The sequence below is a fragment of the Kluyvera sp. 1366 genome, from assembly GCF_054823405.1.
Window position 1 is genome coordinate 397,863 of the sequence record NZ_JBTRDW010000003.1, and the last position, 20,059, is coordinate 417,921.

General features: G+C 56.3%; 17 protein-coding genes. 4 read left to right on the forward strand and 13 right to left on the reverse strand.

Features of this window, described 5'->3' with window-relative positions:
- Positions 1–37: 37 nt before the first annotated feature.
- Positions 38–1,504: an IMP dehydrogenase gene (gene guaB / locus ACVLVH_RS08665; RefSeq protein ID WP_101763497.1), complete on the reverse strand. Its 1,467-nt coding sequence runs from the start codon at positions 1,502–1,504 to the stop codon at positions 38–40.
- Positions 1,505–1,673: 169 nt separating this feature from the next.
- Between guaB and xseA the strand changes: the two genes are divergently transcribed.
- The 4 genes from xseA to ACVLVH_RS08685 all read left to right on the forward strand — a co-directional run bounded on the left by xseA (position 1,674) and on the right by ACVLVH_RS08685 (position 4,719).
- Entirely contained in the window at positions 1,674–3,047 is a 1,374-nt protein-coding gene (gene xseA, locus ACVLVH_RS08670) for an exodeoxyribonuclease VII large subunit (RefSeq protein ID WP_101763496.1), read from the forward strand.
- 49 nt (positions 3,048–3,096) lie between these two features.
- Entirely contained in the window at positions 3,097–4,122 is a 1,026-nt protein-coding gene (locus tag ACVLVH_RS08675) for a M4 family metallopeptidase (RefSeq protein ID WP_192233017.1), read from the forward strand.
- A complete protein-coding gene (locus tag ACVLVH_RS08680; protein ID WP_192411393.1) occupies positions 4,107–4,433 on the forward strand; it encodes a protealysin inhibitor emfourin in 327 nt (108 codons plus the stop codon). The genes ACVLVH_RS08675 and ACVLVH_RS08680 overlap by 16 nt, the downstream gene beginning before the upstream one ends.
- A 103-nt stretch (positions 4,434–4,536) precedes the next feature.
- Positions 4,537–4,719, forward strand: coding sequence for a con-10 family general stress protein (locus ACVLVH_RS08685; RefSeq protein WP_045814915.1), 183 nt, complete (start codon positions 4,537–4,539; stop codon positions 4,717–4,719).
- Between the two features lie 86 nt (positions 4,720–4,805).
- Here the strand turns inward: ACVLVH_RS08685 and ACVLVH_RS08690 are convergent, their stop codons facing one another.
- The 12 genes from ACVLVH_RS08690 to pbpC form a co-directional block, all read right to left on the reverse strand.
- Positions 4,806–7,244: a glucose/quinate/shikimate family membrane-bound PQQ-dependent dehydrogenase gene (locus tag ACVLVH_RS08690; RefSeq protein WP_192411392.1), complete on the reverse strand. Its 2,439-nt coding sequence runs from the start codon at positions 7,242–7,244 to the stop codon at positions 4,806–4,808.
- 327 nt (positions 7,245–7,571) lie between these two features.
- Positions 7,572–7,799: a zinc ribbon domain-containing protein gene (locus ACVLVH_RS08695; RefSeq protein ID WP_101763492.1), complete on the reverse strand. Its 228-nt coding sequence runs from the start codon at positions 7,797–7,799 to the stop codon at positions 7,572–7,574.
- 93 nt (positions 7,800–7,892) lie between these two features.
- Positions 7,893–9,383, reverse strand: a complete 1,491-nt coding sequence (gene der / locus ACVLVH_RS08700) for a ribosome biogenesis GTPase Der (protein ID WP_101763491.1) — start codon at positions 9,381–9,383, stop codon at positions 7,893–7,895.
- 178 nt (positions 9,384–9,561) lie between these two features.
- On the reverse strand, positions 9,562–10,743 hold the full coding sequence (gene bamB, locus ACVLVH_RS08705) for an outer membrane protein assembly factor BamB (RefSeq protein ID WP_192411391.1): 1,182 nt from the start codon (positions 10,741–10,743) through the stop codon (positions 9,562–9,564).
- 19 nt (positions 10,744–10,762) lie between these two features.
- Positions 10,763–11,380, reverse strand: a complete 618-nt coding sequence (locus ACVLVH_RS08710; protein ID WP_101763489.1) for a YfgM family protein — start codon at positions 11,378–11,380, stop codon at positions 10,763–10,765.
- Positions 11,381–11,419: 39 nt separating this feature from the next.
- Positions 11,420–12,694 carry a histidine--tRNA ligase gene (hisS, locus tag ACVLVH_RS08715; RefSeq protein ID WP_192233011.1) on the reverse strand — a complete coding sequence of 425 codons (1,275 nt, stop codon included), beginning with the start codon at positions 12,692–12,694 and terminating at the stop codon, positions 11,420–11,422.
- 105 nt (positions 12,695–12,799) lie between these two features.
- Positions 12,800–13,921, reverse strand: a complete 1,122-nt coding sequence (gene ispG / locus ACVLVH_RS08720; protein WP_101763487.1) for a flavodoxin-dependent (E)-4-hydroxy-3-methylbut-2-enyl-diphosphate synthase — start codon at positions 13,919–13,921, stop codon at positions 12,800–12,802.
- A gap of 38 nt (positions 13,922–13,959) precedes the next feature.
- On the reverse strand, positions 13,960–14,976 hold the full coding sequence (gene rodZ / locus ACVLVH_RS08725; protein ID WP_192411389.1) for a cytoskeleton protein RodZ: 1,017 nt from the start codon (positions 14,974–14,976) through the stop codon (positions 13,960–13,962).
- Positions 14,966–15,700, reverse strand: a complete 735-nt coding sequence (gene pilW, locus ACVLVH_RS08730; protein ID WP_192411388.1) for a type IV pilus biogenesis/stability protein PilW — start codon at positions 15,698–15,700, stop codon at positions 14,966–14,968. Before pilW ends, rodZ begins: the two co-directional genes overlap by 11 nt.
- Positions 15,701–15,775: 75 nt before the next feature.
- On the reverse strand, positions 15,776–16,945 hold the full coding sequence (rlmN, locus tag ACVLVH_RS08735) for a dual-specificity RNA methyltransferase RlmN (RefSeq protein WP_007884898.1): 1,170 nt from the start codon (positions 16,943–16,945) through the stop codon (positions 15,776–15,778).
- Between the two features lie 188 nt (positions 16,946–17,133).
- Positions 17,134–17,565: a nucleoside-diphosphate kinase gene (gene ndk, locus ACVLVH_RS08740; protein ID WP_007884899.1), complete on the reverse strand. Its 432-nt coding sequence runs from the start codon at positions 17,563–17,565 to the stop codon at positions 17,134–17,136.
- 168 nt (positions 17,566–17,733) lie between these two features.
- Entirely contained in the window at positions 17,734–20,058 is a 2,325-nt protein-coding gene (gene pbpC, locus ACVLVH_RS08745; protein ID WP_192411387.1) for a peptidoglycan glycosyltransferase PbpC, read from the reverse strand.
- Between the last annotated feature and the right edge of the window lies 1 nt (position 20,059).

Here is a 20,059-nt window from a genome sequence, read left to right on the forward strand (position 1 = left end):
AGCGCCCGGCGGGTGCCGGGCGCTAAATTTTACGGGATTATGAACCCATGCGGTAGTTTGGTGACTCTTTGGTGATGGTCACGTCATGCACGTGGCTTTCATTGATGCCCGCGCCGCTGATACGCACAAACTCCGCTTTGGTGCGCAGATCGTCAATGGTCTGGCAACCCGTCAGGCCCATGCAAGAGCGCAAGCCGCCCATTTGCTGGTGCACGATCTCTTTCAGGCGGCCTTTGTAGGCAACGCGGCCTTCGATACCTTCCGGTACCAGTTTGTCAGCGGCGTTATCGCTCTGGAAGTAACGATCTGAAGAGCCTTTGGACATCGCGCCCAGTGAACCCATACCGCGATAAGACTTGAACGAACGGCCTTGATACAGCTCGATTTCGCCCGGAGACTCTTCGGTACCAGCCAGCATAGAACCGACCATGACGGCCGCTGCGCCTGCTGCAATCGCTTTAGCGATGTCGCCAGAGAAGCGGATGCCGCCATCAGCGATAACCGGAATGCCGGTGCCTTCCAGCGCGGCAACCGCATCAGAAACCGCGGTGATCTGTGGCACGCCAACACCAGTGACGATACGCGTGGTACAGATTGAGCCAGGACCGATCCCCACTTTCACCGCGCTCACGCCGGCCTGCGCCAACGCCAATGCGCCTGCGCCGGTGGCAACGTTGCCGCCGATGATTTCCAGGTTCGGATATTTTGCACGGGTTTCACGAATACGCTGCAGCACGCCTTCAGAGTGACCGTGTGATGAGTCAATTAGCAGCACGTCAACACCGGCAGCAACCAGCGCATCAACGCGCTCTTCATTGCCCGCACCGGCACCAACCGCAGCGCCTACGCGCAGACGGCCTTCCGCATCTTTACACGCGTTAGGTTTACGTTCGGCTTTTTGGAAGTCTTTAACGGTGATCATGCCCAGCAGGTGGAAGCTGTCATCAACAACCAGCGCTTTCTCAACACGTTTTTCATGCATTTTGTGCAGCACAACTTCGCGTGCTTCACCCTCTTTCACCGTTACCAGGCGCTCTTTAGGGGTCATCACTGCGGAAACTGGTAAGGTCAGGTCGGTAACAAAACGCACGTCACGGCCCGTGATGATGCCCACCAGCTCGTTGTCGGTGTTCACGACCGGGTAGCCGGCGAAGCCGTTACGTTCGGTCAGCTCTTTCACCGCCGCCAGCGCGGTAGTTGGCAGCACGGTTTGTGGATCGGTAACGACGCCGCTTTCGTGTTTTTTCACCTTACGAACTTCATCCGCCTGGCGCTCAATTGACATGTTTTTGTGAATAAAGCCCAAACCACCTTCCTGCGCCAGCGCAATTGCCAGACCGGCTTCGGTCACGGTGTCCATTGCAGCGGAGAGCATGGGGATGTTCAGACGGATGTTTTTCGTCAGCTGAGTGCTGAGATCAGCGGTGTTCGGTAAGACAGTGGAGTGAGCGGGAACGAGCAGAACGTCGTCAAATGTGAGGGCTTCTTTAGCGATTCTTAACATTGCAATATCTCCACCTGGGGGCGATTAAAACAGATAAAATATTGCCGCGGCATTATACAGGCCGAAACCGATTGCCTCCAGTGTTTTTTCAGAAAATGTCTTGATCCTCAGGGCAAGCAATGTAGTATCAGTTGATTAACCCTCTGATTTAAAATTTGATCTACATCACATGTCGCTACCGCCAACCGCCAATATTTTTACCGTCAGCCGCCTGAACACCACGGTGCGCCAACTGCTGGAAAATGAGATGGGCCTGGTGTGGCTCAGCGCTGAAATTTCAAATTTCACTCAGCCCTCTTCCGGTCATTGGTACTTCACGTTGAAGGATGATGGCGCACAAGTGCGCTGCGCGATGTTCCGCAACAGCAATCGTCGCGTCACCTTCCGTCCGCAACATGGCCAGCAAGTGTTAGTGCGCGCCAGCATCACGCTGTATGAGCCGCGCGGCGATTATCAGCTGATTATCGAAAGCATGCATCCGGCCGGTGAAGGCTTGCTGCAGCAGCAATTCGAGCAGCTGAAAGCGCGTTTAGCCGCGGAAGGCTTATTCGATCAACAGTTCAAACAGCCGCTGCCGGATCCGGCGCGTCAGGTGGGCGTGATTACCTCCGCCACCGGCGCGGCGCTGCACGACGTGCTGCGCGTGCTGCATCGACGCGATCCTTCACTGCCGGTGATTATCTATCCCACCGCGGTGCAAGGTGTGGATGCGCCGGCTGGCATTGTGCGTGCCATTGAGCTGGCTAACCAGCGCGATGAGTGTGATGTGCTGATTGTCGGTCGTGGCGGCGGTTCGCTGGAAGATTTGTGGAGCTTCAATGACGAGCGCGTGGCGCGGGCGATTTTTGCCAGCCGCCTGCCGATTGTCAGCGCCGTTGGGCATGAAACCGATGTCACTATCGCTGACTTCGTAGCGGATTTACGTGCGCCGACGCCGTCTGCTGCGGCAGAACTGGTGAGCCGTAATCAGCTTGAACTGTTGCGTCGTTTGCAGTCGCAGCAGCAGCGCATGGAGATGGCGATGGATTTCTATCTGGCTCAGCAGCAGCGTCGCTTCACGCGCATTCAGCACCGCTTGCAGCAGCAGCATCCACAGCTGCGTCTGGCACGCCAGCAAACCGCGCTCTTACAGCTGCAGCGCCGTCTCGGTGAAGCAATGGACCAGCGCATGCGTGTGGCCAATCGTCAGCAGGATCGCCTGCTGCAACGCCTTAACGCCCAGCAGCCGCAGGGACGTATTCTGCGCGCTCAGCAGCAGCTCCAGCAATGGCACTATCGCTTACAGCAGGGCATGGAGAAGCAGCTCAATCACAATCGTCAGCGCTTTGGCACGCTGGCGGCACAGCTGGAAGGCGTGAGCCCGCTGGCGACGCTGGCGCGTGGCTTCAGCGTAACCACCGACACCCAAGGTCAGGTGGTGAAGAAAACCCAACAGCTGAGCAAAGGCGACTTGCTGCGCACCCGGCTGGACGATGGCTGGGTGGAAAGCCAGGTTACCGCACTCGAACCGCAGAAATCCCGGAGCCGCAAAGCGCGTTCATAGCGGGAAAACTATACTTCTGGCATGTACCTAAACGGCCAGGAGTTTTTTTATGTCTTACAGCGTTATTCCTCCCTACATTCTGCGCAATATCATTGATAACTGCTCCGGCGCGCAACAAGACTACGCGCGCCGCACCCTCACCCACGTCCAGCACTTGATGGGCGAACATAACGCTAAACCAGCAAGCACCGCCACCGCTCAGCCAGGCACGGTGCTGCGTGCTATCTATGACGCCGAAGGAACGCAAAATCTGCCCGGCACGTTGGTGCGCGAAGAAGGCCAGCCGGGAAATGGTGATGTTGCAGCCGAAGAAGCCTGGAACTATCTCGGCATTACCTACGATTTCTTCTGGCAAATCTACCAACGCAACTCGCTGGACAATAAAGGCCTCAAGCTCGATGGCACCGTGCATTACGGCAAGGAGTATCAGAACGCCTTCTGGAACGGGCAGCAGATGGTGTTTGGTGACGGTGACGGCGAGATTTTCAATCGCTTCACTATCGCGCTGGATGTGGTGGCGCACGAGCTGACGCACGGCGTGACAGAAACCGAAGCGGGATTGATCTATTTCCAGCAGGCAGGCGCGCTGAATGAATCGATGTCTGACGTGTTTGGTTCGCTGGTGAAGCAATTTCACCTCAAGCAGAGCGCCGATCAGGCCGACTGGATTATCGGCGAAGGTTTACTGGCGCAGGGCATCAACGGGCGCGGATTGCGCTCGATGTCGTCACCGGGAACGGCTTACGATGATCCGGTGCTGGGTAAAGATCCGCAACCGGCCGATATGGCGCACTACATCGAAACGCGTGACGACAACGGCGGCGTGCACCTCAATTCCGGCATTCCCAATCGCGCCTTTTACCTCGCCGCTAAAGCGCTGGGCGGCTTTGCGTGGGAACAGGCCGGTCAAGCCTGGTACGACACGCTGTGCGACAAAACGCTGCCGCAGGATGCCGATTTCAGCACCTTTGCGCGCTTTACCGTGCAGCACGCCAATCAACGATTCAACAGCTCAGTGGCGGAAAAGATTCAATCCGCCTGGCAGCAGGTAGGCGTAACATGGACATCCAACTGACCGATGACGCAATCATCGAGCTGGCGCGGGAAGGCGGAATCGCTTTTATCCCTAAACTGCGCGGCGAACGGCGCTTTGCGCTGGGGGAACTGCCGGAACCGCAAAAGCAGCGCGTCTGCGAAGTACTGGAACAGGCAATGCCGTTGGGGGAAACGGAAGATCAGGCGGCAAATGTCGGTCGTGGCGATCAGCGCTACTACCGCATTCAAATCACCTATGCTACCCATCGCGAAGCGGGAAGTTTCGTGATTTTAATTCCCGAACAACTGGCGCCCCCCGAGCTGCAATCGCTGTGGCGAGACGGTGAATAGGTTATCGGAGATCTCTCAAGGCAGAGCGTAACTGATTGACTATACTCATTATGTGGCTAGCTAGTCCACGTCGAAGAAAACACCCTTAGATGAGGTCTCTGCTATGACACAAAAAAAGCAACGAGGTGGTGCCGGGAACTTTGCAGAGGACCCGGAGCGCGCCAGGGAAGCCGGTAGCGCTGGCGGCAAAGTCAGTGGGGGTAATTTCAGAAACGATCCTGAAAGAGCCAGGGAAGCTGGAAGAAAAGGAGGTCAAAAAAGCCGTCGCCCTTCTAAGCAGCAGTAATTAAGGTGCCTTAAAGGAAGAGATGTGCCACGGAGGGTTATAAAAAAAGGCCGACATCATGATGTCGGCCTTTCTCTTTTTTTAACTTACTTGCTGTCTGGCAGCGCGTAAGCAATCACGTAATCACCACGGTCTGGCGACTGACGTGCACCGCCTGCGGAGATCAGGATGTACTGTTTGCCGGTTTTCGGCGAAACGTAGCTGATTGGACCGCCCTGGCTGCCGACCGGCAGACGTGCTTTCCACACTTCTTTACCGGTTGAGCTATCGAAAGCGCGCAGATAGTAATCCTGCGTACCCGCGATGAACACCAGGCCACCCTGCGTTGCCAGCGTGCCGCCTAAGGTCGGCATACCAATTGGCATTTTCGCGCGCATTTTGATACCAAACGGACCGGTATCTTCTACCGTACCCACTGGCACCTGCCACACGATCTGACGGGTTTTCATGTCAATCGCTGACAGCGTACCGAACGGCGGAGCCTGGCACGGAATGCCCAGCGGCGACATGAAGCGGTTTTTGTTCACCGCGTACGGTGTGCCTTTCAGCGGAACCGCACCCATACCGGTGTTGATAGCTTCACCACCGTTGCTGGCCGCCGTTTTGCTGGTGTCTTGTGGGATCATCTGTACCCACAGGCCCAGACGCATGTCGTTAACGAACATGTACTGGTTGTTCGGGTCAAACGAGATACCGCCCCAGTTCATACCGCCCAGTGAACCTGGGAAGCTGAGGGATTTATCGGTATCCGGCACGGTGAACAGACCATCGTAACGCATGCCTTTAAAGGCAATACGGCACGCCAGCTGATCAAACGGTGTTGCACCCCACATATCCGACTCCGTCATTTTCTGGTTGCCGATATTTGGCATTTCCACAGAGTGCGGCTGAGTTTTGGTGTACTGCTCGTTCGGGATGTGACCCTGCGGCATCGGCAGCTCTTCAACTTTGGTCAAAGGCTTGCCGGTCAGGCGATCCAGCACCCAGATCATGCCGGTTTTCGCGCCGATAACGACGGCTGGCTTGTTGGTGCCATCCTTCATCGGGAAGTCGACCAGGCTCGGCTGCATTGGCAGGTCGAAGTCCCACAGATCGTTATGCACGGTCTGATAAACCCACTTCTGCTTACCGGTGGTGGCATCCAACGCCAGGATTGATGCGCCGTAAGTGTGATCCAGTTTGGTACGGTTCGCACCCCACAGATCCACTGACGAGCTACCCATCGGCAGGAACACGGTGTTCATTGCCGGATCGTAAGACATTGGCGCCCACGAGTTTGGCGTACTGCGGGTGTAATTTTTACCCGGCATCAGCACCGCATTGGGGTCGTCGTTGCCTGGGTCAAACGCCCAACGCATCTGACCGGTGATGACGTCAAAACCACGCAGCACGCCGCCAGGCATGTCGGTCTGTACGTTATCGGCGACACGACCACCCACAACAACAGTGGTGCCGGCCATCGCTGGCGGTGACGTCAGCTGATATTGCGGATCTGGCGCACTGCCCAGACCGGTTTTCAGGTCAACCACACCGTGCGTACCGAAGGTGTCGCACAGCTCACCGTTGTCGGCGTTGATAGCAATCAGACGCGCATCAATGGTGTTCATCAGAATACGACGCTGACAGGTGTCGCCAGCAGGCAGCACAGCGGCAGTAACCGGCGTTGAACCCGGCTCGGTTGGCTGCTGCAGCGGTTTAGTCGCATCGAAATAGGCTAAGCCACGGCAGCGGTTCCACACTTCTGCCTGCGCGTTGATTTCGCGTTTCCAGATTTCCTTACCGCTGTCTGCGGCAACCGCAATCACATTGTTATGCGGGGTGCACAGGAACAGCGTGTTGCCCACCTGCAGCGGGGTTTGCTGATCTTCCGCACCGTTACCGGTTGGGCTGATTGGCGTATCGCCAGTGTGGAAAGTCCAGGCGACCTGCAGGTCTTTCACGTTGTCGCGGGTAATCTGATCGATGGCAGCGAAGCGGTCGCCACCCGGCGTACGGCCGTAGCTGCTCCAGTCTTGCTGAGGTTTTGATTTATCGACCGGAATCAGCGGCAGCTGTTTACCGTCAAATGCCACGGTAGGATGCGGCTGGAACATCTGCACGAAAGTCGCCACCATGCCCACCACGATCACCGCAGACAGCACATAAGAGACTTTTGCCAGGGAGCTTTTGCCTTCGCTTTTACGCAGGGCTGGCCAGGTGAGGAATGCAAACAGCATCAAGCCGGCCGGCACCATCAAGCGCGAGACCAGCGGCCAGAAATGCAGGCCTGCATCAAACAGTGACCAAATCAGCGTGCCAGCAAACACCAGAATAAACAGGGTGACGGCGGATGATTTGCGACGGAAGAACTGAATGGCCGCCAGCAACATAACGATACCGGCGATGAGGAAGTACCAGCTGCCGCCCAGCGCGACCAGCTTGCCGCCGCCGATTGCGAAGAACAAGCCGATTGCCAGCAAGACCAGGCCAAACAGTACGGACCAGATGCTCAGCCCTTTGCCGGGACGAGCGGAATTTTCTGCCATAACAAAAACTCTCCTGAAAAAATAAAGCGCTGGCGCCGATAAATCTGTGGCAGCCGATGACAAGGCCCCAGCCGCAGCGGGAGACAGGAACTATTCCGTTACGCTTTATTTTATATCTATTGATACGGGTGCAATGCCCGTGATTCGGCGCTTGTGAGCGAGGACACAACGTAGGTGAGAGTGATTCTCGCGACAAGGCGGCAGGATTGTACCACCTGGTACAATAAAAAGTGAATATCCATAACGCGGCAGTCACTGGTTAATAGCATTTTTGCTACAAATCCAGGCGTAACTGGTTAATAACTCTAGGCGTGGAATCCGGAGTTTTTAATCTGCGATGAAGGCAGGCGTAAATTCGACGCGCTTTTTCGAGATTAGACCGTCGCCGTGCTGACAAAAGTAGTCGACAGCGCCACAGGCTTTCAGCACTTGTAACGGCTGATGGCAATCCGGGCATAAGGCGATACGATCGAAATGACGTTCACAATTGGGGCAGTCAAAACCGGTTTCACTGAGAGTGAGTGGTTGCTGACAGGTTGGGCAGGAAAAGTTCATCCATTGTCCTCTGCGCTTTGGATGGCGGTCGCCATAAATGGCGCCACCACAAGTTACAGGTGAAAAAAAGGGCCCTGCTGGGCCCTTCTCATCTTAACGCTTGTTCTTCTTCAGATGCGACATCAGACGCTGACGTTTACGCTGCTGCGTTGGCGTCAACAGGTTGCGTTTGCCCGCGTATGGGTTATCGCCTTCTTTGAACTGAATGCGAATCGGCGTACCCATAACGTTGAGTGAACGACGGAAGTAGTTCATCAGGTAACGCTTATAGGAATCAGCCAGATCTTTCACCTGGTTGCCGTGAATCACCACAATTGGCGGGTTATAACCACCGGCGTGCGCATACTTCAGCTTCACGCGGCGACCCCGCACCAACGGCGGTTGGTGATCGTCGGCGGCCATGGTCATGATGCGCGTCAGCATTGCGGTGCCCACACGTTTGGTAGAGCAGTCGTACGCTTCGGTCACCGATTCGAACAGGTTGCCGACGCCGCTGCCGTGCAGGGCGGAAATAAAGTGGATGCGCGCAAAATCGATAAAGCCCAGGCGGAAGTCCAACATCTCTTTGACTTCATCTCTGGCTTCCTGCGTCATGCCATCCCACTTATTGACCACGATCACCAGTGAGCGCCCACTGTTCAGGATAAAGCCGAGCAGCGAGAGATCCTGATCGGAGATTCCGGCACGCGCATCAATCACCAGCATTACCACGTTAGCATCTTCGATAGCTTGCAACGTTTTGATAACTGAAAATTTTTCGACGGTTTCGGTGATTTTACCGCGCTTACGTACGCCAGCGGTATCAATCAGGACATACTCACGTCCGTCACGTTCCATCGGAATATAGATGCTGTCGCGCGTGGTGCCCGGCATGTCGAAGACCACGACACGGTCTTCGCCAAGAATGCGGTTAGTTAGCGTTGACTTACCCACGTTCGGGCGGCCAACGATAGCGAGTTTGATCGGCAGTGTGGTTGGGTCGAAATCTTCTTCTTCCTCTTCCTCCAGCGCCTTCTCACTCTCTTCTTCTAAATCGGCCCAATAGGCGGCGTTCTCTTCTTCTTCAGTGAGCTCGACTTCTGGAACGATTTCTTCCATCCACGGCAACAGTGCGGTTTCCAGCAGGCTGTTAACGCCGCGGCCATGCGAAGCTGCAATGGCGTGAATCTCGCCTAAGCCCAGCGCATAGAAATCGAGCACCGCCGCTTCCGGGTCGATACCGTCAGTTTTGTTGGCGACAACAAAGGTGGCTTTCTCACGGGCACGCAGATGATTGGCGATTTGCTGATCCGCCGGCATCACGCCCGCGCGCGCATCCACCATAAACAGCACCACATCGGCTTCTTCAATCGCCAGCAGCGACTGCTCCGCCATGCGGTTTTCTACGCCCTCTTCGGTGCCATCAATACCGCCGGTATCAATAACAATGAATTCGCGCCCTTCCACTTCGGCGCGACCATATTTGCGATCGCGAGTCAGTCCAGGAAAATCCGCCACCAGCGCATCACGTGTGCGTGTTAAACGGTTAAATAGCGTAGATTTTCCCACATTGGGACGCCCAACCAGCGCGACCACAGGTACCATAACACTTGCCTCAGTTTTTAAAATAATTCGCCCGAATGGCGTGATTATAACGACATTTGACGCCAGGCGTCAGGCTGAAGGCGCAAAGAATACCATGCCTGACTAAAAACGAAACGGCCCCTGACGAATCAGGAGCCGTGTAAGCGAGCGGGAAACGGGTTCCCGCAGAGCCAAATCCTTAACGGGTGATGGCGTAAACTTCTCCGCCTTTCGCCTGGATCAGCAGCTTGTCACCGGCAACAACCGGTTCAGTCTGGAAGCCATCGCTGTCCAGTTTCTGCTGCGCCACGAAGCGGCCGTCAAGGGTGTTAATCCAGTGCAGATAACCTTCGCTATCACCGACAACCAGATAACCGTTGAACAGCACCGGCGAGGTCAGATTACGATGCAGCAGATCGCTTTGACGCCAGATGGCTACACCACCGTCAGCATTCAGGGCAATCACGCGGTCATCCTGATCGACCAGATAGATACGACCCGCATCCACCACCATGTCTTTCACGCCGCCAATCTCACGTTTCCACAGCACCTGACCAGAACGCAGTTCCAGCGCGGTGAGGTTACCGTTATACGCCAGCGCATAAACCACACCGTTTACCACGACTGGCGTAGTATCGACGTCGCTCAGGCGATCGATTTCCGTGGCGCCGCTTGGCTGCGAAATACGCTGCTGCCAAATAAGCTGACCTTGATTGACGATGACTGCGCTCACGCGGCCGTTATCGCCACCCACAATTGCGCCACCAAAGGCCACGGTCGGGGCTGATTCACCGCGCAGTGACAGCGCAGGCATATCAAGGTTAACAGTCCATTTGATCACGCCAGTGCTCTGATCAAGGCCTTGCAACATACCGTTGCTGGTGTGAACCAGCACTAAACCGTCGCTCACCACCGGACGCGACAGCGCTTCACCGGCGACCTTGGTCTGCCAGGCAATGCCACCATCGCTGGTATTCAACGCAAATACCTGACCACGTTCGCTACCGATGTAGATGCGATCGCCGCTGGCGGTGACGCCGCCAGAGAGCAGTGCCGAGATGTTTTTCGAGAAGAAGCCGGTTTTCTCAGAGAGATCGACTTTCCATTTCTCTTTACCATTGCTGGCATCAAGCGCTTTAACCACACCAAAACGATCCGCAGCATACACGGTACCGCCCAGCCAGGCTGGATGCAGATTGGAATAGAAATCACCAACGCCATCGCCAACCGAGGTGCTCCACGCGGTCTGCGGCGTAAACTGGTTTTCCACTTTAGGCAGCGGGGCCATTTTCACTACATCTTCTTCGCCGCTGAACAGCGAGCAACCGCTGAGCAGAGTGACTGAAATCAGCCCTGGCAGCAGGTATTTACGTAATTCCATGTGCGCTCTCTTGACTGGCTTAACTTAAGTTATTCATCTTCATCTGCAGCATTTGCTTCAGCGCAGGAGAGGCCTGCGATTCAGCACCTTTGCTCCAGGCATCACGCGCGCCCTGCTTATCGCCTTTGCTCAGCAGTGCTTCGCCACGAATGTCCGCCACAATGGCTGTCCAGCCATCACCTTTAACATTGTTAAGGGTAGAAAGTGCGGCATCGGCCTGACTTTGCTGCAACTGAATGCGAGCCAGACGCAGGTTAATCACCGCCTGCAGGTTGGCATCTTTGGTATCTTTCAGCCCACTCTGTAACAGAGTGATAGCTTTATCGAGCTGATTGGTTTCAACATACTGCTTAGCCAGATCCAGCGAAGCCAACGCACCATAGGTGTTGTTGTTTTCGCTGGCGAAAGTGGCTACCGCTTCCAGCGAATCAGGCTTGTCCGCCTGCATCGCACTGGTCAGCTGTTGATATTCGGCTGATGCCGCTTTATCGGTGCCTTCCTGATGACTGGACCAGAAACGCCAGCCACCCAGCGCAGCGATACCGATGATTACGCCAACGGCCAGAAATTTGCCATTGTTGGCAAAGAACTGACGCAGCGCGTCAACTTGTTCGTTTTCGTTGCTGTAAACTTCCACGCAATCCCTCTCTTTAAAATGGCTGTTGCAGTGCTGCGCTTACTGCAGCAGCGTGCGCAACGTCGCAGCGGCGTCGCTCTGAGCCAGCGTCTGTTGATCGCCGGTACGCAGGTCTTTCACCACAACCTGGCCCGCTTTCACTTCATCTTCGCCCAGCACCAGCGCGATGCGTGCGCCCCACTTGTCTGCACGGGCAAACTGCTTCTTGAAGTTACCGCCACCAAAGTTGGTCATCATCTTTAGTGCCGGATCAGCATCACGCAGTTTTTCCGCCAGTTGCATCGCGGCGGACTGAACGCCCTGCCCCGAAGCGATAACATAGACATCAACAATGCGCGTCGGTTCAAATTCTGGATTAACCGCTTGCACCAGCAACACCAGACGCTCCATACCCATGGCAAAACCAACCGCTGGCGTGGCACGTCCACCCAGCTGTTCAACTAAACCATCGTAACGTCCACCGCCGCACACGGTGCCCTGCGAACCGAGGCTGCTGGTCACCCATTCAAACACGGTACGGTTATAGTAATCGAGGCCGCGCACCAGGCGCTGGTTAATGCGATAGTTAATGCCCGCGTCGTCCAGCAAGGCGCACAGGCCGCTGAAGTGCTCGCGTGACTCCTCATCAAGGAATTCGCCTAGCGTTGGCGCATCGTTTAACAGTTTCTGGATGTCAGGATTTTTGCTGTCGAGCACGCGCAGTGGATTGGTGTACATGCGGCGTTTGCAATCTTCGTCGAGTACGTCCTGATGTTGCTCAAGGAATGCCACCAGCGCGCTGCGATAGTTGGCACGCGCGTCCAGCGAACCGATAGAGTTCAGCTCCAGCTCAACATGCTCGGCAATACCTAACGCTTTCCACCAGCGCGCGGTCATCATGATCAGCTCAGCATCTACGTCCGGGCCTTGCAGGCCGAAGACTTCGACACCCATCTGATGGAACTGGCGATAACGACCTTTCTGCGGGCGCTCGTAGCGGAACATCGGGCCGGTGTACCACAGACGCTGTTCCTGATTGTACAGCAGACCGTGCTCGATACCGGCGCGCACGCAACCTGCAGTGCCTTCCGGACGCAGCGTCAGGCTTTCGCCGTTGCGGTCTTCAAAGGTGTACATCTCTTTCTCAACCACGTCGGTGACTTCACCGATCGCGCGGCTGAACAACGGGGTGTGCTCAACGATTGGCAGACGGATTTCACTGTAACCATAGCTGGCCAGCACCTGCTTAAGGGTGCCTTCAATACGCTGCCAAATCGCGGTATCCGCCGGCAGGTAATCGTTCATCCCGCGAATCGCTTGAATATTCTTCGCCACGTTAGAATCTCTTAAGACAAAAAAACCTGAGCGGCATCATACCTTATGAGGATGAAACCGCACAGGTTCAATCACAAACTGGCACGCGACAGGCGCGCACCACGATTATTTTTCCAACTGCTGCACGTTGATACGGCGGCTTTCATCCAGCATGCTGGCTTTAGCGCGAATACGCGCTTCCAGCTGGTCGATCATGTCGTTGTTATCGAGACGATCGCGCTGGCGCACACCATCTTCGTAGAAGCCGCTTTTCTTGGCTCCGCCGGTCACGCCGAGGGTAGAAACTGTCGCTTCACCCGGACCGTTCACCACGCAACCGATAATGGAAATATCCATCGGTGTGATGATGTCTTCCAGCCGCTCTTCCAGCGCATTGACCGTACCGATGACATCAAACTCCTGACGCGAACAGGTCGGGCAGGCAATAAAGTTGATACCGCGAGAGCGGATGCGCAGAGATTTGAGGATATCGTAGCCGACTTTCACTTCTTCAACCGGATCGGCCGCCAGCGAAATACGCAGCGTATCGCCGATGCCTTCGGCCAGCAGTAAACCTAAACCGATCGCCGATTTCACGGAACCCGCACGCGCGCCGCCCGCTTCGGTGATACCGAGGTGCAGCGGCTGATCGATGGCTTTCGCCAGTAAACGATAAGATTCAACGGCAAGGAAGACGTCAGAGGCTTTGACGCTCACTTTGAACTGATCAAAGTTGAGGCGATCAAGGTGATCCACATGGCGCATCGCGGATTCGAGCAGCGCCTGCGGCGTTGGCTCGCCATATTTTTCCTGCAGATCTTTTTCCAGCGAACCGGCATTAACGCCGATACGGATCGGAATATTGTAATGACGCGCACAATCCACCACCTGGCGAATACGCTCATTGTTGCCGATGTTGCCTGGATTGATACGCAGACAATCCACGCCATATTCAGCGACTTTCAGTGCGATGCGATAGTCAAAGTGAATGTCCGCGACCAGCGGCACGTTGACCTGTTGCTTAATCAGTTTGAAGGCTTCAGCCGCATCCATAGTGGGAACGGAGACGCGCACGATATCAACCCCGACGCGCTCAAGCTGGCGAATCTGGTTAACAGTGGCGTCCACGTCAGTGGTGCGGGTGTTGGTCATTGACTGAACGGCGATGGGCGCACCATCGCCAACTGGCACCTTGCCGACGTAAATCCGTGTTGATTTGCGACGGATGATGGGTGCTTCGTTATGCATATTCTCTCTCCACAATTACCCGGAAAGCGCGCTGCGCGTTATTGCGCACCCAGCGTCAGACGGGCAACCTGGTTATTACGGATAAAACGACTTAAATCAACGGGCTGATTCTGATATTGCACGTCAACCGCACCCGGTGCGCCAATTTTCAGACGATACGGAGCCGTTCCGGACAAACTCAGCTTACCGCCGCTACGTTGCAAACCGCTGAACAACTTCTTGCCGGTCGCATCGCTGACTTCCAGCCAGCAGTCGGCTTTGAAGTTCATTACGATGGCATTCGGATCGCCTGCCGGTTGGCTGACTGCCGCATTCGCGGTAGGCATTTGACCAGCAGGAACACTGTTTGCTGGCGCCGGAGAGGTCGCTGCTGGCGGCGCTGTATCAATCGGAGCCTGGCTTGGCGAAACCACGGCGTTGTCGCTGCCGGTGGTTTGCGCATTGTTGCTCATGCTCGACGCAGGTGCGTCGGCGTTGCTTTCAGGCGTGGCCGCTGCGCCAGCACCGTTATCGACTGGCGTACCGGCAGCGTTAGTGTCCGCATCGGTATTGCTGTCGGTGCTGTTGTCGCCCAATGGAATGGACTGGCTATTGTCGCCGCTGCCGTTTTGATCGGCCATCGACACCAAGTCAGCCTGTGACGCTTTATGGTTTTGCCACCACCACGCACCGGTCAAACCGACTACGACGAAAACCACCAACCAGGTGAAGATCATCAGCCAGCCATCGCGCTTTTTACGACGCTTACCCAATGAGAAGCTCTGCATCGGCTCGATCCTGGCAGCGCGCACCGGAGCCTGTTTTGCCATCATCGGCAGCAGGTCATCTTCCGGCACATGCACCAGACGGGCATAGGAGCGAATGTAACCGCGCAGGAATGTCGAAGCCAAATCAGCTGGTGATTTATCCTCTTCAATATCACGCACGGTAGTAAGTTTCAGGCACAGGCGTTCAGCGACGTTTTGCTGGGTCAGCCCCATCTGCTCACGGGCCAGACGCAGGCGTTCACCTGTGGAATGTACTGCAGAATTCTCTTGAGTGGCTTCAGTATTCATTAGCTAAATAACGCTGGTACTGTATCGATTGTGGAAAACTTCGCGCCAACCGGTCGCCATAACGTGTAACGTCAGCAGCGTTTCCCTGTTGCGCGGCGAAACGTATCTGTAACCACAGGCTCTCTGCCGTTGCGGGCAAACGCTGGTGGTACACTTCTAAAAGCAGCGGAACCGACAGCTGTTCCTGCTGTTCAAGCCGCCTTTCCACTTCCCTCAGCAGTTGACTGCCCTGCTCCGGTGCGGCATCCAGCGCGTAACCTAACTGCTCGCGCGCTGCGGCACTCTCATCAGCCTGCAGGTAACAATAGCCCGAAAACAGGAATGCATCCTGACGAGCATCGATTTCCTGCGCCTCAATTGCCAGCTTAAACTGTTGATGCGCTTCGTCATACTGCCTTAAACCGCAGAGAAACGCACCGTAATTGTTAGCCACATAACCATTCAGCGGCGCTAACTGCTGCGCCTGCTGATAGTGCCAGCGGGTTTGTGCGCTGTTCTGCTGCGCCTGCGCCACACGGGCCAGGGCCAACGGCACGCGATAATCTTTCGGCGCTGCCTGCTGAGCACGCAATAAATTGCGCTGTGCAGCGGCATAATCCTTCACCGCCAGATAATGCAATCCGAGCTGCAAACGGATATCCGCTGCACTCTGCTTTGCAGGGTGATTGACACAACCGGTTACAACAAAGCCAGCCAGAATCGCGGCGGGTAATCCTTTACGCATTTCAGTCTCTCCATGAAAAATATGTGGAGAGACTGACATGAGTTACGCCCGCTGAATATCAGCAGGCGCTGGCTTTCAGAGCGCCTTCACAGAGATGGCTTCGCCCGCCATTTTCTTACGTAGCGTGCGCTTGGTACGGTCAATCACATCGCCCGCCAGCTGACCACAAGCGGCGTCGATATCATCACCACGGGTTTTACGCACGATGGTGGTGAAACCGTAATCCATCAGCACTTTGGAGAAGCGGTCAATACGGCTATTGGAGCTACGGCCATACGGCGCGCCCGGGAACGGGTTCCACGGAATCAGGTTGATTTTGCACGGCGTCTCTTTCAGCAGTGCCGCCAGTTCATGCGCGTTGTCGGTGCTGTCATTGACGTGATCCAACATCACATACTCGATGGTCACACGGCCCTGATTGGCGTTGGACTTGCCGATGTAGCGTTTGACCGCCGCAAGGAAAGTCTCGATGTTGTACTTTTTGTTGATCGGCACGATCTCATCACGAATTGCATCGTTCGGCGCGTGCAGTGAAATCGCCAGCGCTACGTCGATCATGTCGCCCAGCTTATCCAGCGCCGGCACCACACCTGAGGTTGACAGCGTAACGCGACGTTTTGACAGGCCGAAACCGAAGTCGTCCAGCATGATATCCATCGCCGGCACCACGTTGTTCAGATTCAGCAGCGGCTCGCCCATGCCCATCATCACCACGTTGGTGATCGGGCGCTGACCGGTAATTTTCGCAGCACCGATGATTTTCGCGGCGCGCCATACCTGGCCGATAATTTCTGATACGCGCAGGTTGCGGTTAAAGCCCTGCTGCGCCGTCGAACAGAATTTGCACTCCAGCGCACAGCCTACCTGCGAGGAGACGCACAGGGTTGCGCGATCCGCTTCCGGGATGTAGACGGTTTCAACCAGCTGGTCGCCCACGCGAATCGCCCATTTAATGGTGCCATCGGTGGAACGCATCTCTTCCGCCACTTCCGGCGCACGGATTTCAGCGCGCTGCATCAGCTTACCGCGCAGCACTTTGTTGATGTCGGTCATCTGCTCGAAATCATCGCAGCAGTAGTGGTACATCCACTTCATGACCTGATCGGCACGGAACGGCTTTTCGCCCATCTCAAGAAAGAATTCGCGCATCTGCTGACGGTTAAGATCCAGCAGGTTAATTTTTTCGTTTTTTGGGGAAACAACCACGGGGGAAGCGGACGACGGCGTCACAATCTGTTCGGACATAATGTTCTCTGGCCTCGTTGTTACACGTTACGGCTCTGGTTAATAGTAGGAAAAAAACAGCGCCCTCGCTGAGGCTGGCTCAACAAGGGCGCATAATTGTACTACATCTGCTGCATGATGCCAGGGGAACCGTTTAACAGAGGTTGAACAGCTGTAAAGACGGGTGTCCGCTCAGGCCATCAACGCACTTAGCGAGTGCGTGGGCAGACTTCGTTTTCTGCGAAGAAGTAGGCGATTTCGCGTGCTGCAGATTCAGCAGAGTCAGAACCGTGGGTCGCGTTCTCGGTGAAGCTGTCCGCGTAATCCGCACGCAGAGTTCCTGCCAGCGCGTTGTCTGGGTTAGTTGCACCCATCAGATCGCGGTGACGCTGAACGGCGTTTTCGCCTTCCAGTACAGAAACCACAACCGGACCAGAAGTCATGAATTCAACCAGACCATCAAAGAATGGACGGCCTTTGTGCTCAGCGTAGAAGCCTTCAGCCTGCTCTTTAGTCAGGTGCAGCATTTTTGCGCCAACGATTTTGAAGCCCGCGCTTTCAAAACGGTTATAAATTGCACCAATCACGTTCTTAGCGACGGCGTTTGGTTTCACGATTGAGAAAGTACGTTCGATTGCCATGTTGACCTCTAGTTAGCATCCTGAAGAATCCGGGAGCTCCTCCCGGTAAGAAAACGCGCCGATTATAGGGATATCGCAGCGCGTTGCCTATTAGCGATTTGCGGAATTATTGAAAATAATTGATTTTTGTCGGGGCGCGCAGGCAAAAAGTATGCCATATCCATGCACTTAACCGCGGATAAATGACACCGATGAGAGTTGCCCCGCTTCATCCATCACCACCAATTGATAACTGCCCGGCTCATCCAGCACCAGCGCCGCACTCTTATTACTCGCGTCCCGCTCAAGCGGCTCTCCGTTTAAGAACCACCAGCGCTGCTCACCTTGCCCGCCCTGCACCGCAACCGGCATCACCAGCACCACTTTACCCGGCAGAGGCTGTACGCGCTGGCCGTTGATCACACCAGTAATCACCATCGGCGGCGCATTGCCCTGATTGCGCGGCGGACAAGCGGGATCGATCGGCGGCAAGCGCTGCGCACGGCGTTCAGCAACCGGCAGCCAGGGTTCAAGCGGCAGCGGCCACATCAGGCGCTCCCTACTTTGTGCATCCGGGCAATCGGCCGCCACACGCCATCCCCGGCTGTTCTGCCAGTAGCGCTGACGCAAGCCATTGACGCCTTCCTGCCCCGGCGCCAGCAGCGTCGGTGGCACAGTTTGATTCAACACCCAACTCTGACGACGCTGGCGACAGTTCTCGTCGCCGGGAGGCAACGGCTGACCGCCAGGCCAGCAAATGCTCATGGCGCTGACCGCAAGCGGACGCGGATCGCGCGGCGCACCGCTCACCGGCATGTGTCCCGCCAGCACATTATTGACCTGATTCATCACCGGCACCGCCGAGGCAAAACCAAATTGCCCGGCGACCGGCGTGGCATCCGGCCGCCCAACCCACACGCCAATCAGATAGCGCGGCGTGATGCCAATCGTCCATGCATCACGGTAGCCGTAACTGGTACCGGTTTTCCACGCCAAAGGCACAATCTCCGCCACCGCGCCGCTGGCCGGAGGTTGCGCCGCGCCAGCCAGAATGCGCCGCACAATCCATGCTGCGCCCGGCGACAACAGCGGCCTCTCCTGCAGCGGCTGTGTCGTCAGCCAGCGCAACTGCGCCGCATTGCCGTGACGGGCAAAGGCGCTGTAGGCCGCCACAATCTCATCCATGCGTGCGCCGGTGCCGCCCAGCACCAGCGACAGATTGGGCTCTGCGCCAGCGGGAAAGCGCAGATTTAATCCCACGTTACGCAAGCGCGCAGCGACACTTTTTGGCCCCAGCGCATCCAGTAACTGCACCGCCGGGAGATTGAGCGATCGCTCCAGCGCAGCGCTGGCGCTCACCGGCCCGTGAAAGCCCGAGTCAAAGTTGCCGGGACGATAGTCGCCAAAGCGGCGCGGCACATCCTGCAGCAGTGATTCGCCATGAATCAGCCCATCATCCAGCGCCATGCCATAGACAAAAGGCTTCAGCACCGATCCCGGCGATCGCACGCTGGAGATCATATCGACATGACCAAAACGGCTGTCGTCATTGAAATCCACCGATCCGACATAGCCGCGCACTTTCATGTTTTGGTGATCCACCACCAGCAGCGCCAGCGAGGTGCGCGGCGGTAAGTTGTTTTTCAGCGACGTTGCCAGATTCTCCAGTTCGCGCTGCAGCGACACATCAATGGTTGAGGTGATTTTGGTGTCGGGTGACAGCGACAATAGGCGCCGGGCCAGCAGCGGCGCACGTTGCGGCATCTGGCGCGGCGGCAGCCACACCGCTTCTTGTTTGATATCGGCGACATCCTGCGCTGACCAGACGTGATATTGCGCGAGGCGATCCAGCACTTTATTGCGCGCGACTTCGGCGCGCTGTGGCCAGCGGTCCGGACGCAGGCGGCTTGGTGCCTGTGGCAACACCGCCAGCAGCGCCGCTTCACCTTGGGTGAGCTGGGACGGCGGTTTCCCCAGCCACATCCAGCTCGCCGCGCCAACGCCCTCAACCGTGCCGCCAAAAGGGGCGCGATTGAGATAGAGCGTGAGGATGTCGCGTTTAGAGAGATGATATTCGAGCTGCAGCGCGCGCCACGCCTGCACCACTTTTCCGCGCAAGGTGCGCGGTTGCGGATCGATAAGCCGCGCCACCTGCATAGTCAGCGTGCTACCGCCGGAAACCACGCCGTGATGCAACACGTTCTGCCCGACTGCACGCACAATCGCCATCGGATTGATGCCGGGATGATGCCAGAACCAGCGATCTTCGTAGGTCAGCAGCGCCTCAATATAGGCTGGCGAGACATCCTCCAGCGTCACCGGATAGCGCCAAATGCCTTGCGGGTCAGCAAAGCGCCACAGCGGCGTACCGTCCTCAGCCACCACCACGCGCGCCGGCTGTAACTCATGCAGCGGTAGCGGTGTAAGGCGATCCAGTAGCCACAGCGCGGCCAGCAGCAGCAGTAAAAAAAGCGGCAGCCAGCGCCACCGCTTTAGTCGCTTACTTCCAGACATC

Coding starts and splice junctions, on each gene's coding strand:
- ispG (WP_101763487.1), bottom strand. CDS start 13,921: ATGCATAACGAAGCACCCATCATCCGTCGCAAATCAACACGGATTTAC.
- xseA (WP_101763496.1), top strand. CDS start 1,674: ATGTCGCTACCGCCAACCGCCAATATTTTTACCGTCAGCCGCCTGAAC.
- bamB (WP_192411391.1), bottom strand. CDS start 10,743: ATGGAATTACGTAAATACCTGCTGCCAGGGCTGATTTCAGTCACTCTG.
- ACVLVH_RS08675 (WP_192233017.1), top strand. CDS start 3,097: ATGTCTTACAGCGTTATTCCTCCCTACATTCTGCGCAATATCATTGAT.
- rodZ (WP_192411389.1), bottom strand. CDS start 14,976: ATGAATACTGAAGCCACTCAAGAGAATTCTGCAGTACATTCCACAGGT.
- pbpC (WP_192411387.1), bottom strand. CDS start 20,058: ATGTCTGGAAGTAAGCGACTAAAGCGGTGGCGCTGGCTGCCGCTTTTT.
- ACVLVH_RS08680 (WP_192411393.1), top strand. CDS start 4,107: ATGGACATCCAACTGACCGATGACGCAATCATCGAGCTGGCGCGGGAA.
- ndk (WP_007884899.1), bottom strand. CDS start 17,565: ATGGCAATCGAACGTACTTTCTCAATCGTGAAACCAAACGCCGTCGCT.
- ACVLVH_RS08685 (WP_045814915.1), top strand. CDS start 4,537: ATGACACAAAAAAAGCAACGAGGTGGTGCCGGGAACTTTGCAGAGGAC.
- ACVLVH_RS08690 (WP_192411392.1), bottom strand. CDS start 7,244: ATGGCAGAAAATTCCGCTCGTCCCGGCAAAGGGCTGAGCATCTGGTCC.
- pilW (WP_192411388.1), bottom strand. CDS start 15,700: ATGCGTAAAGGATTACCCGCCGCGATTCTGGCTGGCTTTGTTGTAACC.
- ACVLVH_RS08695 (WP_101763492.1), bottom strand. CDS start 7,799: ATGAACTTTTCCTGCCCAACCTGTCAGCAACCACTCACTCTCAGTGAA.
- der (WP_101763491.1), bottom strand. CDS start 9,383: ATGGTACCTGTGGTCGCGCTGGTTGGGCGTCCCAATGTGGGAAAATCT.
- guaB (WP_101763497.1), bottom strand. CDS start 1,504: ATGTTAAGAATCGCTAAAGAAGCCCTCACATTTGACGACGTTCTGCTC.
- rlmN (WP_007884898.1), bottom strand. CDS start 16,945: ATGTCCGAACAGATTGTGACGCCGTCGTCCGCTTCCCCCGTGGTTGTT.